The sequence below is a fragment of the Methylobacterium sp. A54F genome, from assembly GCF_053346035.1.
In genome coordinates this window covers 128,620-142,864 of the sequence record NZ_JBKFBF010000003.1, presented here as the reverse complement: position 1 = coordinate 142,864, position 14,245 = coordinate 128,620, and the positions used below count along the sequence as shown (strand labels likewise).

Sequence of the window (14,245 nt, the reverse complement as noted above, 5' to 3'; positions counted from 1 at the left end):
CGTGGGGTGACACATGTCCGGCGGACTTGAGAGCGCGGTCGAGAATGAGCCGGGCTGCTCGTCTGCCCCGTCCTGGTCCTGCCGCCCGCGCGGCGGACGTGACCTACAGGGCCGCGAAGCTCGACGGAACCGAACGCGTCGGCATGAACGCCTCCGACGACTGCAGCGCAATCGATCGGCCCGCGATCCGCTCGGCCATCCGCGTGTCGTGCGTGACGAAGAGGATGGCGAGGCCGTCCCGCTCGCTTGCCTCGTGCAGCAATCCTGCAACCTCCATCTGGTTGACGGGATCGAGGCGCGACGTCGCCTCGTCCGCGAACAGGAAGACGGGATCGAGCAGGAGCACGCGTGCGAGGGCGAACCTCTGCAGCTCGCCGCCCGAGAGCTCACCAGGGCGCTGCGTCCGGAGGCCGGGCGCGAGCTTGAGGCGCGAGAGCAGCTCCTCGACCCGCTCCGGGTCCAAGCCATGCCTTCGCGCCAGGTGGTCGAGCGCCCGGCCCATGGTCTGGTGCGGCACGAAGGCCGCGGGAGGATCCTGGTAGAGCTTCTGGAATCGGACCGGCGCAGCACCCGCCGCGCGCCGGATCCGGCCCCGATCCGGCCGCTCGGTGCCGACGAGGATATTGCCGAGCGTGGTCTTGCCGCTGCCGCTCGGCCCGACGACGGCGACGATCTCGCCCGCCCGGACCTGGACGCTCAGGTCGGCGAACAGGCGCCGTCGCCCGAATGCCTTCGCGAGGCCCGATGCCTCGATGATCACGGGGCCCGGCTCGCGCGGCGGGCGGGGTGACCACGCGCTCGGATCGGCCTCGATCAGCGCCCGCGTGTAGGCATGGACGGGCGCATCGAGGAGACGCGCCGTCGGGCCCGTCTCGACCGCCTGCCCGTCGAGCATCACGCAGGCCGTGCCGCCGAGGGAACGGGCCAGCGCGATGTCGTGCGTGATGGTGAGGAGCAAGCGACCGGCCGCGATCTCCCGCCGCAGCCGCGCGACGACGTCGGCGCGCAAGACACCGTCGAGGCCCTTGCTGGGCTCGTCGGCGAGCAGCAGCGGGGTGTCTCCCGCGTGGGCCATGGCGAGCGCGAGGCGCTGGCACATGCCGCCCGACATCTGGAACGGGTAGTGCCCGCCCGCGTCGGCGAGGCCGACCTCGCCGAGCCCTGCGGCGGCGAGGCCGTCCGCATCCCGCCGCCGGTGCACGTACCGGTGGACCTCGGCGAGCTGCCCCTTCGCGCGCATGGTCGGATCGAGGGCCGTCCAGGGCTCCTGGGGCAGGAGGCCGATGCGGCGTCCCCACAGGGTCCGTCGTGCCGCGCCGTCGAGGCGCAGGAGATCCGCGCCGTCGAGAAGGATCCGGCCGCTCGCGACGAGGCCCGGCGGCAGGGTCCCCATGATGGCCTGGGCCACGAGCGACTTGCCCGAGCCGGACTCGCCGAGCAGCGTCAGCGGCTCGCCCCGCCCGACCGTGGCCGAGAAGCCGGAGACCAGGACCCGGTCCTGCGTGCGGATCGCGAGATCCTCGATGCGCAGGGACAGCGTCACCGGACCGTTGCCCCGCGGGCCGTGAGCTGGAGGCCGAGCACCAGCAGGAAGATCAGGATCCCGGGCATCAGCACCGCCAGCGGCGCCTCGGCGTAGTAGGGCAGGAGCTCGACGATCATGCTGCCGAGCTCCGGCGTCGGCGGCTGCAGGCCGACGCTGATCGCCGACAGGGTCGAGATCGCCAGGATGGCCGTGCCCATCGCGAAGGAGGCGAGCGTCAGGAGGAGCGGCGCGATCTCGGGCAGCACCTGATGGCGCAGGATGTAGAACGTCCCGAAGCCGAGCAGGCGCGCGGCCTCGATGCGCGGCTCGACGAGCAGCCGGGCCGTGGTGGTGCGGGCGACGCGGAAGAACTCGACCCAGAGCGAGAGCGACAGGCCGAGGTAGAGCGGCAGGAAGTGCCCCGGCGCGAAAGCCAGGAGAAGCAGCACGAGCAGCAGCCCGGGCAGAGCGAGGACGATGTCGGACAGGGCCACGAGGGCCCGTTCCGTCATGCCGCCGCGCCAGGCCGCCAGCACGCCGAGCAGGAGCCCCGGCATCGCGGCGCTCAGCATGGTCAGCAGCGCCATGCCGAAGGAGAGGCGGGCCCCGTGGGCGAGCCGCGCCAGCAGGCTGCGCCCGTAATGGTCGGCCCCGAGCAGGAAGTCGCCGCCCATCGGTGCCAGGCTCGCGGACAGATCCTGACGGGCGGGATCGGCGCTGACAAGGACCGGGCCGAGGAGCGCGAAGGCCGCGAGCAGGGCGAGGAGCCCGAGGCCGATACGGCGCGAGACAGGCCAGGCGTCCGGACGCGGCAGCGCCGTCCCGGAGAGGCCCTGCATCGGAAGCATCATCGGGTGGCCCCCAGGCGCGGGTCGAGGAGCCGGCAGAGCAGGTCGACCCCGAGGTTCAGGACCACGAACATCAGGCCCATGACGAGGGCGGCGCCCTGGACCATCGGCACGTCGCGGGCGATGACGGCGTGCACCAGCGCGTGGCCGATGCCCGGATAGGCGAACAGCGACTCGACCACGACGACGCCCTCGATGAGGTAGACCGCCTGGAGGCCCAGGTAGGTGACGACGGGGATGGCGGCATTGCGCAGCCCGTGCCGAAGCAAGACCACGCGCTCGGGCAGGCCCTTGAGCCGGGCGAAGCGGTAGTAGGTCGTGGCCCCGACCTCGGCGACGGCGTCGCGGGCCACCCGGCTCGACACGGCGGCGAGACCGAGCGCCAGGGTCAGGCTCGGCAGCGCCATCTCGCGCCAGGTGCCGTAGCCGGCGGGCGGCAGCCATTCGAGCCTGATGCTGAAGACCAGCATCAGCACGAGGCCGAGGACGAAGGGCGGCAGCGCCCGCAAAGCCACGGCGCCGATCAGCGCGAGCCGGTCGAGGCCCGATCCGGCCCGCAGGCCGCTCACGAGCCCGAGCGGCAGGCCGATCAGCAGGGACAGAGCGAGGGCGCAGGCGGCGAGCCACAGGCTGGGCCCGAGCTGGCTCGCGAGTTCCTCCGAGACCGGCTCGCCGCTGACCAGGGAGTTGCCGAGGTGCCCCTGGGCGAGCGCGCCGAACCAGCGCAGCAAGAGCTCCGGCCAGGGGCGGTCGAGGCCGAGTTCCTGCCGGACGGCCTCCGCGGCCTGGCCGGTGAGCGCGTCCGGGCCGTACCGGTCGGCGGCGATGCGGAAGGCCGCGTCGCCGGGCAGGACACGGACGAGGGCGAAGCACAGGCCGCCGACGACGAGCGCGACGAGCGCGGCCTGGACCAGCCGCCCGAGGAGGAGGCGCGTCATGGCGTGTCCCAGCGCATCTCGGCGAGCCCGTAGCTCCGTTCCAGGGGGTCGGCGCGCACGCCGGCCACGCGCCGGTTGGCGACCACGGCCAGCTCGGCCCAGGTCACCGGGATGACCGGCAGCTCGGCCTGCAGGATCTCCGCCAGCCTGCGCTGCAGCGGTTCGCGCTCGGCCGGACCGGCGAGGACGGCGAGCCGGTCGAGAAGGGAGGCCGTCTCCGGGCTCGCCCAGTTCATTGCGCCCCAGTCGCCACCGTCCGGCCCGAAATCCTGGAGCATCGTGCCCAGCGGATCCGGGATCATGGCGAAGCTGCGGGAGACCAGGCCGAGATCCAGGCTGCCGTCGCGGTGGCGGGCCGGGATGTCCGAGGTGTTGCCGATCGAGACGGCGAGGTCGATGCCGACCTCGCGGGCCTGGGCCTGGATGGCCGCCGCCAGGGGCGGCAGCTCGGGCCAGGCGGAGTAGGTCCGCAGGGTGGCCGCGAAGCGTCGGCCGTCCCGCTCCAGGACGCCGTCCGGTCCCGGCCGCCAGCCGGCCTGCGCCAGGAGGAGACGCGCCTGCGCGAGGTCGCGGGTCAGCGGCGGCAGCCCCTCGGCATGCCAGCCCGAGACGGCGGGCGGGAAGAGCTGGTCGGCCCCGAGGCCGGGATTGCGCAGCAAGACCCTGGCGAGGCCGGCACGGTCGAGGGCGAGGCTCAGCGCGCGTCGGGTGCGCGGGTCGGAGAAGAGCGGCGAGCCGGCGTTCAGCTTCAGGAGCCGGGTCCGGGGCGGGGTGACCGTCTGCACCGCGAGCTTCGTGGAGCGGCGAAGCCGCGCGAGCGAGATCGGAAGGATCGAGACCACGACATCGGCCTCGCCGCTCTCGGCCATCAGGGCGCGGGTCTCGCCCTGCCCGACGGCGAGGTAGCGCGCCCGCGCGATGGCGGGTCGTCCACCCCACCATCCGTCGAAGCGCTCCAGCTCAATCCGCAGCGGCGGGGCGACCGTGGCGGCACGGTAGGGGCCGGTGCCGACGACCCGGACGACCCGCCCGCCCGGGTCGTAGGAGGCCGGCGCCAGGATGATCGTGGTGTGGTTCGCCAGGAAGGCCGGCAGCAGCGCGAAGGGCCGCTGCAGCACGACGACGACGGCCTCCTCCTCGGCCGAGATCGCCGCAATGGGGACGCGCGAGAGCGGACCGACATTCGCCCGGGCGCGCCGCAGGCTCTCGGCGGCGACCTCCGCGGTCAGGGGCGAGCCGTCGTGGAATCTGACGCCCGAACGCACGGGAAAGCGCCAGGTGAGGCCGTCCGGCGCGACCGCCCATCCGGTGGCGAGGCCGGGCGCCGGGGCGCCCGCCGCATCGACGCCGACCAGGGTCTCGGCGACCTGCAGGCGGGTGAAGGCGTGCCCGTTGCTCGCGGGATCGAGGCCGCCGACCTCCCAGGGGCCGACGACGGTGAGCGCACGCTCGGGCCCGCTCCGATCCTCGGCGGCCGCGGGAGCGGTGGCGAGTGCGAGGAGGCCGGCGAGGCGAAGCAGGCCGCGGAGGACGGCGCGGCGTCGCCGGGGCACGAGCGTCATGCGGATCGGGGCTCCGGGGGCGGGCATCAGAAGCGGGCGGCGACGCCGCCGGTGATCAGGCGCGGCGCGCCGGGCGTCGCGTAGCGGTTGCTGAAGCCGCGGTCGTAGTAGACCTCGTCGAAGAGGTTATCGACGTTCAGGTAGACCCGCACGTCCGGCGTGATCCGGTAGTAGGAGATCAGGTTGACGGTCGCGTATTGCGGCAGGTCGAAGGTCGAGACCGCCGTGCCCGCCGCGCGGCGGCCGACGAAGGTTACGCCGCCGCCGAGGCCGAGGCCCCTCAGTTCACCGCACTGGAACTCGTAGACGCTCTGGAACGCGAGGGCGTTCTCGGGGATGTTCGCGACGCGCGAGCCGATCGGGATGGTGTTGTCGCGGGTCACGGCGGCATCGACGTGGGTGTAGGTCCCGATGACCCGCCAGCCCGGTGCGAGGAAGCCCGCGACGCTCAGGTCGAAGCCGCGGCTGCGGATCTCGCCCGCCGCGACGCTGAAGTTCTGATCCACCGGATCTGCCGTGAGGACGTTCGTGCGGGTGATCTCGAACAGGGCGGCGGTGGCGCTGAGACGACCGTCGAGCAGGTCGACCTTCGCACCGACCTCGTAGCCCTCGCCTTCCTGGAAGGCGAAGGGCCGGAAGTTGCGGTCGGTGCCGCTGTTCGGCCGGAACGAGCGCGAATAGTTCCCGTAGACGGAGACCCAGTCGAGCAGGTCGTAGACGAGCCCGAAGCGCGGCGTCGCGGCCGTGCCCTGGAGGCGCGTCGTGGTGTTGTTGATGTAGGAGGTCGAGATCAGGCCGATATCCTCGACGCGCACCCCGAGCAGGGCGTGCAGGCGCGGCGTGATGTCGATCTGGTCCTGCACGTAGCCCGCGTAGCTCTGCGTGTTCTCCAGGAGGTTGCTGCCCGGCACGGTGAGCGGCGGCAGGGCCTGGCCGTAGCGGGGGTTGAGCAGGTCGAGGAAGAACGGGTTGGTGGTCGAGTTCGAGCGCGTGATCACCTCCCGGTAGCGATAGCTGTCGTATTCGAGCCCCAGCAGCAGGGTGTGCCGGAACGGGCCGGTCTCGAACTTGCCCGCGAGGTTGACCTGCACGTCCACGTCCGACCACGTGAGTTCCCGGTGGTCGAGGGTGCGCCGGAGGGTGCGCCCGTCGCCGAGGACGCCGACCGTCTGCACGGCGTCGCCCGCGATGTTGCCGCCCAGCACCTGCGTGCCGGCGGTCAGCACCCAGTCGGGATCGAACCGGTGCTCGATGCGCAACTGGCCGAGCGCATTGTCGTTGCGGAACGGCGCGAGGCCGGGTTCGCCGATGTAGCGGGAGCGCGGCACGGCCAGGACGTTGCCGCGGAACGGCACGATGCCGCGGTCGAAGATCTGCCCGGCGCTGATCAGCTCGCCTTCGAGCGTGATCGTGGTGTCCACCGTGGGGCGCCAGGCGATGGCGGGGGCGAGGTAGTAGCGGTCGCTGCTCACGAAGTCGCGAAAGCTGCCGTTGTCCTCGACCGCGCCGGTGACGCGGGCCAGCACCGTTCCGTCCGCGCTGACGGCGCCCGTCGCGTCGAAGGTGCTGCGCTTCGTGTTGAAGCTGCCGTACTGCGTGCCGATGGCGAAGGAGCGCTCGGCCAGCGGCTGCTTCGAGACGATGTTAAAGGTGCCGCCCGGGTCGCCCCGGCCGTAGAGGAAGGCGGACGGGCCCTTCAGCACCTCGATGCGCTCGATCGAGGCGATGTCCGGCGAATTCGGGTAGCCGCGGTTGATCGGGAAGCCGTTGCGATAGTACTCGCCCGTGGCGAAGCCGCGGATGGTGAACTCCGAGAGCCCGAGGCCCGCGAAGTTGTTGGCCCGCCCGACGCCGGCGAGATCGAGGGCGGTGTCGATCCGGGTCGCGGCGGCGTCTTCGAGCACCTGGTTCGGGACGACGACGACGGTCTGAGGAACCTCGCGCAAGGGGGTATCCGTGCGGGTCGCGCTGACGCTCTGCTTCGCGAGATAGCCGTCCACGGCGAGGCGCGGCCCGCCGTTCCCCTGGACCGTGAGCTCGTCCAACCGCACCTCCTGGTTCGCGTCGGCGGCCAGTTGCGCGGAGGCGGCGACGGGATCGAGGCCGACGGCGAGGAGCGTTGCCAGGGCGACCGCGCACGACCGCGTCCGTTCTCGGCTGGGGCCGGATGCGGCGGCACGGCCTGTCCTGCCAGCGAATCGGCCACCGAATCGGGATGATCCCGCGTGCGTGAAACCTGACCTGTGCGGCATCGCGCGAGCCCCTGACCGGACAAGGGCAGTTCCAGGCACGCGTGCGCGGGAGCGGGCGGTCGGCGCCTGCCACGGCCATGCGTTCCCTTCGGACACCCCGCCCGAGAAACGAAAACCATCGCCAAGGCAGGTCTCCTGGCTCGCGGGTCGTCACCTCTGCCTGACCTTCCCGGTGCAGGGCACCAGTGGTCGTTCTCGGCAGCGGTTCGCCGCTCACAGTTGCGGGGGCAGCTCCGGTCTCGCCCTCGCGGGCTCACCGGATTCCCTCTTAGCTCACGATCACGGGACCGTGAGAACCTTGACGGTATCCCTCATCGGTCCTGCCGGTACGGGAGTCAACCTGCCGAGCGCGGCTACGCCACCTGACGCGCCCGACTTCGGGTCTGTCCGATCCTGTTCCGGCGACCAGGGAGATCCTTCGTCTGCCGGGCCCTGTTCATGCGTCGGACCATCGCCGCCCGGATGTCGAGCGCAGGTTGTCGTCGTGTGTTGCCCGGCCGCGACGGACTGCGGTCGGAAGCTTGCTAGGATGCCCGTGACGGTTCCCCTCGGGGATCAAAAGGGAACGCGGTGAGGGCGCAAGCCCGATGCCGCGGCTGCCCCCGCAACTGTGAGCGGCGAGCCTTCCGCCACCATGTCACTGGGCAGCCTCGCCCGGGAAGACGGTGAGAGGGCAGCGACCCGCGAGCCAGGAGACCTGCCGTCAGTCGTGGTCACACGCGAAACGCGTCGGGCGGGGTGTCCTGGCGGGTGTCGAAGCACCGCCATTCCTGCGAGGAGGCGGATCGCCGAGGCCTCGTTCGCGGTGACGTGCCACTGCCGTCGCCCGAGGCCCGCCTCCCGTGTCCCATCCCCTTCGTTCCGCTCTCCGGAGCGTGCTGGCGCTGTCCTGCGCCGGCCCGGCCCTGCTCGCCACGCCCCTGGCCCATGCCCAGCAGGTCGCCGCGCCCTTCGCGGACGTGCCGCGCGGCGCGCAGGCCGCCGTCTCGCTGTCCGAGATCTCGGTCTCGGCCACCGGCGTGCCGACGCCGGTCAGCCAGACGGGCTCCAGCGTCACCGTGCTGACCTCCGACCTCATCCAGGCCCAGCAGGTCCGCACGGTGCCGGACGCCCTGCAGCAGGTGCCCGGCCTCAACGTGGTCCGAACCGGCGGCGCGGGCGGCCAGACCTCGGTCTTCATCCGTGGCACCAACTCGAACCACGTGAAGGTCCAGATCGACGGCATCGACGTCAACGATCCCTCGACCCCGAACCGCGCCTTCGACTTCAGCCAGCTCCTGACCGAGGACCTCTCGCGCATCGAGGTGTTGCGCGGGCCCCAGAGCGGCCTCTACGGCGCGGACGCCATCGGCGGCGTGATCTCCTTCGTGACCAAGCGCGGCGAGGGCCCGGCCCGGGCCACCGCCTTCGCCGAGGGCGGCTCCTACGGCACCGCCAACCAGGGCGGCCGCATCTCCGGCTCGGACGGCATCTTCGACTACTCGGTCAGCGTCCAGCACCTGCGCCAGGCCGCGCTGCCGGTGACGCCCTTCGAACTCCTGCCGGCCGGCGTCCCGCTCCGGACCGCCTTCACGGACATCAAGACCGTCTCGACCAAGCTCGGCGCGCAACTCACCGACACGTTCCGCCTGAACTACGTGCTGCGCTTCTCCGACAGCGCCTATCTCGACCAGGCGGATGCCGGCTTCCCCTTCCTGCCGACTCCGTACCGCAATCTCGCGGACCAGCAGCAGCTCCTCATGCGCGGCGAGGCCGAATGGACGCCGGTGCCGGGTTTCCACAACGTGTTCGGGGCGAACTACGCCAGCTTCGACCGCCTGAGCGCCGGCCCCCTCGATCCCTTGTCGCCGCCCACGCCGACGACCTCCTTCGGCGAGCGCACCCGCTTCGACTACCGCGGCGACGTGCAGCTCGCGCCGGGCAACCTGCTGCTGTTCGGGGCGCAACGCGAGGACGAGCGCATCGATACGACCGGGCTGAACCGCCGGAACGGCAACACCGGCGGCTTCGCCGAATTCCAGTCCGCCCTCACCGACCGCGCCTTCCTCGTGGCCAACATCCGGCACGACGCGAACGACCAGTTCGGGGGCGCCACCACCTTCCGGGTCGCGCCGAGCTACATCCTTCCGGGCACCGACACGCGCCTGAAGGGCAGCGTCGGCACCGGCTTCAAGCCGCCGACCCTGAGCCAGCTCTACCAGGACTTCCCGGACTTCCGCTTCTTCGGGAACCCGAACCTGCGCCCCGAGGAGAGCTTCGGCTTCGATGCCGGCCTCGAGCAGCCGCTCGGCGACCGGGTGCTCGTCGGCGCGACCTATTTCGAGACCGACTTCCGCAACCTGATCCAGACGGCCTTCTTCCCGACCTTCTCGACCAGCGTGAATGTCGGCCGGGCGGTCGCCTACGGCGCGGAGAGCTTCGTCTCGCTCAAGCTCACCGACACCCTCAGCGCCCGGGTCGACTACACCAACACGGTGACGAAGGACGAGGTCGCCAACCAGGAGCTGCTCCGGCGTCCCCGCCACAAGGTCAGCCTCACCGGCATCTGGACGCCCCTGCCGAACCTGACGCTCACCGGCACGCTGATCTCCATCGGCTCCTTCGTCGACGGGAATCGCGATTTTTCCGTTCCGCGCCTGAAGAACCCGGGCTTCACGCTGGTCAATCTCTCGGCCAGCTACGCCGTGTCGGAGACGACGACGCTGTTCGCGCGCATCGATAACCTGTTCGACCAGCGCTACCAGAACCCGACCGGGTTCCTGGGACCCGGCCTCGCCGTCTACGGCGGCGTGCGCCTGACCACGTTCTGAGGTGACGATGCCGTTCCGGGCCGCATGCGCGCTCTCGGCCGTCCTCGCAACCATGCCCGCGGCCCGCGCCGCCGGCACGGCTGAGACGCCCGTGCGCGTGGTCTCGATGAACCTGTGCGCGGACGAGCTCGTCCTGCGGCTGGCCGACCGCGACCAGGTTCTGGCGGTGACCTACCTCGCCCGGGACCCGCGCGGATCGACGGTCGCAGCCGAGGCCGCCGGCCTGCCGGTCACCCGCGGCCTCACCGAGGAGGTCGTCGCGCTCCGGCCGGACCTCGTCATCGCGGGCGCCTTCACGACGCGCGCCACCGTCGGCATGCTCAAGCGCGTCGGCTCGCCGGTGCTCGAACTCGGCGTGCCGGCCGATCTCGACGGCGTGCGCGGGCAGATCCGGCAGGTCGCGGAGGCGCTCGGCCATCCCGAGCGGGGCGAGGCGCTGGTCGCGGACCTCGACGCCAGGCTCGCATCCGTCACGCCGGCCATCCGCCCGTTGCGGGCCCTCGTCATGCGCCCGAACGCCTTCACGGTCGCGCCCGGCGGCCTCGGCGACGCCCTCATCCGTGCCGCCGGCCTCGTCAACGTCGCGGCCGAGATCGGACGCGACCGGTTCGGGCAGGTGCCGCTCGAAGCCGCGGCGATGGCGGACGCGGACCTGATCGTGGTCGACGAGGCTGCGCCGGGAGCCCCTTCCCTCGCCGACACGCTCCTGCACCATCCCGTCTTCCGGGCGCTCGCGCGGGAACACCGGACTGTCGCGATCCCGAACCGCTACTGGACATGCCCGGGCCCCCAGGTCGCCGAGGTCGTGGCGCGGCTGGCGGCGGCCGCGAACGCGCGGGCGCCCCGGCCATGAATGCGCCTCTCACGGGCCTCGCCCAGCCTGCCTCGCGGCGGCTCGGCACGCCGAGCGCCCGCCGGGTCGTCGTCAGCGTCCTCGGCCTCGCCGTCTTCGCCCTGACGCTCGCCTCGGTCGCCGTCGGCTACGCACCCTTCGACGTGCCGGCCGCGTTCGCGGACCTCGCCGGGGGCCGGGCCACGCTGCCGGCCCTGGTGCTGTGGGAGCTGCGCATGCCGCGGGCGCTCCTCGGCGGCCTCGTCGGGTTCAGCCTCGGGCTGACCGGCGCGGCGATGCAGGGCTACCTGCGCAACCCGCTCGCCGACCCCGGCATCCTCGGCATCTCCTCGGCCGCGGCGCTCGGCGCCGTGCTCGTCTTCTACGGCGGCCTCGCCGCCTCCTTGAGCCTCGCCCTGCCGCTCGGCGGCATCGCGGGCGCGGGCGTGGCGGCGCTGCTCCTCAACGCGCTCGCCGCCCGCGGCAGCAGCACGCTCGGGCTGATCCTGGCCGGCGTCGGCCTGTCGAGCCTCGCCGGCGCCCTCACCGCCCTGGCGCTCAACCTCTCTCCAAACCCCTACGCGGCGCTGGAGATCGTGTTCTGGCTGATGGGGTCGCTCGCGGACCGCAGCCTGGACCATGTCCTCCTGTGCCTTCCCCTGATGGCCGTCGGCTGGGGCCTGATGCTCTCGACCGGTTCCGCGCTCGACGCCCTCACGCTCGGGGAGGACACCGCCGCGAGCCTCGGGGTCGGCCTCGCCTCGGTGCGGCTGCGCCTCGTCACCGGGGCGGCGCTCGCGGTCGGCAGCGGGGTGGCGGTCTCCGGCGCCATCGGCTTCGTCGGCCTCGTGGTGCCGCACCTCGTGCGGCCGCTCGTCGGGGCTCGCCCCGGCGCCGCCCTGCTGCCGAGCGGGCTCGCCGGGGCGGTCCTGGTGCTCGCGGCGGATATCGGCGTGCGCCTGGTCGCCACCCGGCCGGAGCTCAAGCTCGGCGTGGTGACCGCGCTCGTCGGCGCACCGTTCCTGATCGTGCTGCTCCTGCGGAACCGCGGGAGGCGGGCATGAGCCTCGGCCTTCACGACGCCCGCGTGACGCTCGACGGCAGGACGATCCTCTCGGACATCGACCTCGCCCTGGAGCGCGGCCGCTTCGTCGGGCTGGTCGGTCCGAACGGGGCCGGCAAGACGACGCTCCTGCGCGTCCTGGCGGGGCTGGTCGCCCCGACACCGGGTCGCGTTACCCTCGAAGGTCACGCGCTGTCCGGCCTGAGCCGCGACAGGCGAGCCCGCCGGATCGCGGTTCTGTTCCAGGGCGCCGGCGTCGGTTGGCCCATGACGGTGCACGAGATCGTGGCGCTCGGCCGGCTGCCGCACCGCCGCGCCTTCGCGGGCCTCACGGATGCCGACGAGGCGGCGGTCGCGCGGGCGATGGCGCGCACCGATGTCGGGCACCTCGCCGGCAGGACCGAGCCGACCCTGTCCTCGGGTGAGCGCATGCGCGCGCTGCTCGCCCGGGCGCTCGCGGTCGAGGCCGACTGGCTCCTCGTCGACGAGCCTGTCACCGCACTGGACCCCGCCCACCAGCTCGACGCCATGGCGCTGCTGCACGCCGCGGCGCGCGAGGGCACCGGCGTGGTCGCCGTCCTGCACGACCTCGCCCTCGCGGCCCGGTTCTGCGACCGGATCGTCGTGCTGTCCGCCGGCCGGCTCGTCGCGGACGGCCGGCCGGAGGAGGCACTGACCGACGCCCTGCTCGCTCGCGTGTTCGGCGTGACGGCGGAGCGCGGCGAGGCCGCGGACGGAACGCGATACATCCTGCCCTGGGCACGGTCCCGGTCCGACAAGGAGGAGTGCGATGGCGACATCATCCCAGACTGAGGCGGTCACGACCCTGCTGCGCGAGGCATTGGCCGATCCCGGCGCGGCCTGGAGCCTCGGCAGCTTCGGCGCCATCGCCGAGTTCATGCGCGATCCCGACGAGGCGGTCCTGAGCCTGCCGGACGATCGCATGGGCATGGCGACCGAGCGCGGTGCCATCGCCCTGACGGCCTGCCCCGACCTGCGCCCCGTGGCCTACGAGACCGCGGTCGCGTCCGGCTGGAACCACGCCGTCGCCCTGTGCCTGCCGCAGGACGCCTGCGCGATGAGCCGGCGCGGCGTCGTGACGGAGCTCGGGCCCGACCGGGATGCCGCCCGCGAACGGGACCGCGCGGCCATCCTGTTCGATCTCGGCCTCGACCTGCTCGCGGTCGATGCCTGCGTGCGCACGAGCGACCCCGAGGCCATCGCATGCCTCCGGTCCGGCGTCGGGCGGCCCCTGTTCGACCACCAGAACCCCATCGGCCGGCATCTCGTCGCGATGAGCCCGCACCGGGTCTTCATCGCCCGGATCGGGCGCATCGAGGTCTATGCCCCGATCCCGGGCCCCGGCGGAACGAGTCCCGAGGGCCCGCACACCCACGTCCTGCCCAAGCTGCTCCGGAGCGGGCGCACGCACGCGGCGACGACCCCGATCCCCGCGGGCTGGGTGCCCTGCGCCGGTCTCCACCCGGCCCACCCCTACAAGGACATGATGGGCCGGCGGATCGACTTCGACGCCGGCCGGTACGCGGCCTTCCAGGTCCTCCTCGACCGTTGGGGGGATCCGGACCTGCTCGCGGTCAAACGGGGCGGCGAACACCGGCCGGACGGTCCGGTTTCGAGCCGTCATGCCCAGGGCGTCCGACGCGTGGCGGAGGTCCAGTCCAGGTACCTCCGGGGCGAGGTCGTCGAGGTCGATACCGAGGCCGACGAGGACGAGGCCACCGCCGATCATGCCTGAACCGAGCCGCCAGCGCGTGGTCGGGCTGATCGGCTGCCCCGGGGCGGGCAAGTCGACCTACGCACGGCGGTTCGACCCGCTGGATGGATGGGTCCACCTGACCCTCGACGACCTCCGGCAGGCGCTCTGGCCGCCGGACCGGCAGGTCTATTGGGATGTGCGCCGCAGGGGTTGGGACGGGCCGGCTCACCGGCTCCTTCATGCGGTGAAGGTGGCCGCCCTCGACAGCGCCCTGAGCCAGGGCTTCAGCGTGGTGATGGCTGACACGCACCTCACCCGCGCCGTGTTCGAGGACGAGCTCGGAGTCGTCGCTCGGCATGGCCTTGCCGTCGAGTGGAAGGTGTTCGACGTACCCTGGGAGGTGCTCCACGCTCGAAACGTGGGGCGCAGCACAGTCGAGCCGTCCCATTGCCAACCGGACGATGTGCTCAGGCTCACCTATGACGCCTTCCGGGCACCAGGGGCTTGGTGGCGGACCATTCCCTCCGATCAGGTCGAGATCATCAGCGGCTGATTGACCATCGAGAGCGGGGGTAACGTCCCAGGACTGCGACGATCCGTGGCTGGTGCATCTGAGACCCGGCGTCCGGCCTCAAGGCGACGTCCGCTTCGGAAATGGCGGCAAGGGCGCGCGGCTGTCCGACATGGGCGCAAATCCG

Annotated in this window: 11 protein-coding genes and 2 riboswitches; of the genes, 6 read left to right on the top strand and 5 right to left on the bottom strand. The window is 72.4% G+C overall.

Features of this window, described 5'->3' with window-relative positions:
- Positions 1-103: 103 nt before the first annotated feature.
- From ACLBXP_RS06945 to ACLBXP_RS06925, 5 genes are read right to left on the bottom strand one after another with little or no spacing between them, the layout of a single operon-like run.
- A complete protein-coding gene (locus ACLBXP_RS06945; protein WP_447666863.1) occupies positions 104-1,543 on the bottom strand; it encodes an ABC transporter ATP-binding protein in 1,440 nt (479 codons plus the stop codon).
- On the bottom strand, positions 1,540-2,373 hold the full coding sequence (locus ACLBXP_RS06940) for an ABC transporter permease (protein WP_447667107.1): 834 nt from the start codon (positions 2,371-2,373) through the stop codon (positions 1,540-1,542). The genes ACLBXP_RS06945 and ACLBXP_RS06940 overlap by 4 nt, the downstream gene beginning before the upstream one ends.
- On the bottom strand, positions 2,373-3,311 hold the full coding sequence (locus tag ACLBXP_RS06935; protein WP_447666862.1) for an ABC transporter permease: 939 nt from the start codon (positions 3,309-3,311) through the stop codon (positions 2,373-2,375). The genes ACLBXP_RS06940 and ACLBXP_RS06935 overlap by 1 nt, the downstream gene beginning before the upstream one ends.
- Complete coding sequence (locus ACLBXP_RS06930) at positions 3,308-4,873, bottom strand: ABC transporter substrate-binding protein (RefSeq protein WP_447666861.1); 1,566 nt, start codon at positions 4,871-4,873, stop codon at positions 3,308-3,310. Before ACLBXP_RS06930 ends, ACLBXP_RS06935 begins: the two co-directional genes overlap by 4 nt.
- Before the next feature lie 26 nt (positions 4,874-4,899).
- A complete protein-coding gene (locus ACLBXP_RS06925) occupies positions 4,900-7,125 on the bottom strand; it encodes a TonB-dependent siderophore receptor (RefSeq protein ID WP_447666860.1) in 2,226 nt (741 codons plus the stop codon).
- Positions 7,126-7,233: 108 nt separating this feature from the next.
- A riboswitch (cobalamin riboswitch) is annotated at positions 7,234-7,441 on the bottom strand.
- Positions 7,442-7,647: 206 nt separating this feature from the next.
- Positions 7,648-7,844, top strand: a riboswitch (cobalamin riboswitch).
- A 123-nt stretch (positions 7,845-7,967) separates the two neighbouring features.
- Between ACLBXP_RS06925 and ACLBXP_RS06920 the strand changes: the two genes are divergently transcribed.
- From ACLBXP_RS06920 to ACLBXP_RS06895, 6 genes are read left to right on the top strand one after another with little or no spacing between them, the layout of a single operon-like run.
- A complete protein-coding gene (locus ACLBXP_RS06920; protein WP_447666859.1) occupies positions 7,968-9,935 on the top strand; it encodes a TonB-dependent receptor plug domain-containing protein in 1,968 nt (655 codons plus the stop codon).
- Positions 9,936-9,942: 7 nt separating this feature from the next.
- Positions 9,943-10,788, top strand: a complete 846-nt coding sequence (locus tag ACLBXP_RS06915) for an ABC transporter substrate-binding protein (protein ID WP_447666858.1) — start codon at positions 9,943-9,945, stop codon at positions 10,786-10,788.
- Positions 10,785-11,831 carry a FecCD family ABC transporter permease gene (locus tag ACLBXP_RS06910; protein WP_447666857.1) on the top strand — a complete coding sequence of 349 codons (1,047 nt, stop codon included), beginning with the start codon at positions 10,785-10,787 and terminating at the stop codon, positions 11,829-11,831. The genes ACLBXP_RS06915 and ACLBXP_RS06910 overlap by 4 nt, the downstream gene beginning before the upstream one ends.
- The gene (locus tag ACLBXP_RS06905; RefSeq protein WP_447666856.1) at positions 11,828-12,643 is read left to right on the top strand and encodes an ABC transporter ATP-binding protein; all 816 of its coding nucleotides are present in this window, start codon (positions 11,828-11,830) and stop codon (positions 12,641-12,643) included. Before ACLBXP_RS06910 ends, ACLBXP_RS06905 begins: the two co-directional genes overlap by 4 nt.
- Positions 12,621-13,586: a DUF6925 family protein gene (locus tag ACLBXP_RS06900; protein ID WP_447666855.1), complete on the top strand. Its 966-nt coding sequence runs from the start codon at positions 12,621-12,623 to the stop codon at positions 13,584-13,586. Before ACLBXP_RS06905 ends, ACLBXP_RS06900 begins: the two co-directional genes overlap by 23 nt.
- The gene (locus ACLBXP_RS06895) at positions 13,579-14,100 is read left to right on the top strand and encodes an AAA family ATPase (protein WP_447666854.1); all 522 of its coding nucleotides are present in this window, start codon (positions 13,579-13,581) and stop codon (positions 14,098-14,100) included. Before ACLBXP_RS06900 ends, ACLBXP_RS06895 begins: the two co-directional genes overlap by 8 nt.
- Positions 14,101-14,245 lie beyond the last annotated feature (145 nt).

Bases quoted from the DNA above. Each gene is read 5' to 3' on its own strand.
- ACLBXP_RS06940 (WP_447667107.1), bottom strand. From the start codon at position 2,373: ATGCTTCCGATGCAGGGCCTCTCCGGGACGGCGCTGCCGCGTCCGGAC.
- ACLBXP_RS06935 (WP_447666862.1), bottom strand. From the start codon at position 3,311: ATGACGCGCCTCCTCCTCGGGCGGCTGGTCCAGGCCGCGCTCGTCGCG.
- ACLBXP_RS06930 (WP_447666861.1), bottom strand. From the start codon at position 4,873: ATGACGCTCGTGCCCCGGCGACGCCGCGCCGTCCTCCGCGGCCTGCTT.
- ACLBXP_RS06925 (WP_447666860.1), bottom strand. From the start codon at position 7,125: ATGCCGCACAGGTCAGGTTTCACGCACGCGGGATCATCCCGATTCGGT.
- ACLBXP_RS06915 (WP_447666858.1), top strand. From the start codon at position 9,943: ATGCCGTTCCGGGCCGCATGCGCGCTCTCGGCCGTCCTCGCAACCATG.
- ACLBXP_RS06910 (WP_447666857.1), top strand. From the start codon at position 10,785: ATGAATGCGCCTCTCACGGGCCTCGCCCAGCCTGCCTCGCGGCGGCTC.
- ACLBXP_RS06905 (WP_447666856.1), top strand. From the start codon at position 11,828: ATGAGCCTCGGCCTTCACGACGCCCGCGTGACGCTCGACGGCAGGACG.
- ACLBXP_RS06900 (WP_447666855.1), top strand. From the start codon at position 12,621: ATGGCGACATCATCCCAGACTGAGGCGGTCACGACCCTGCTGCGCGAG.
- ACLBXP_RS06895 (WP_447666854.1), top strand. From the start codon at position 13,579: ATGCCTGAACCGAGCCGCCAGCGCGTGGTCGGGCTGATCGGCTGCCCC.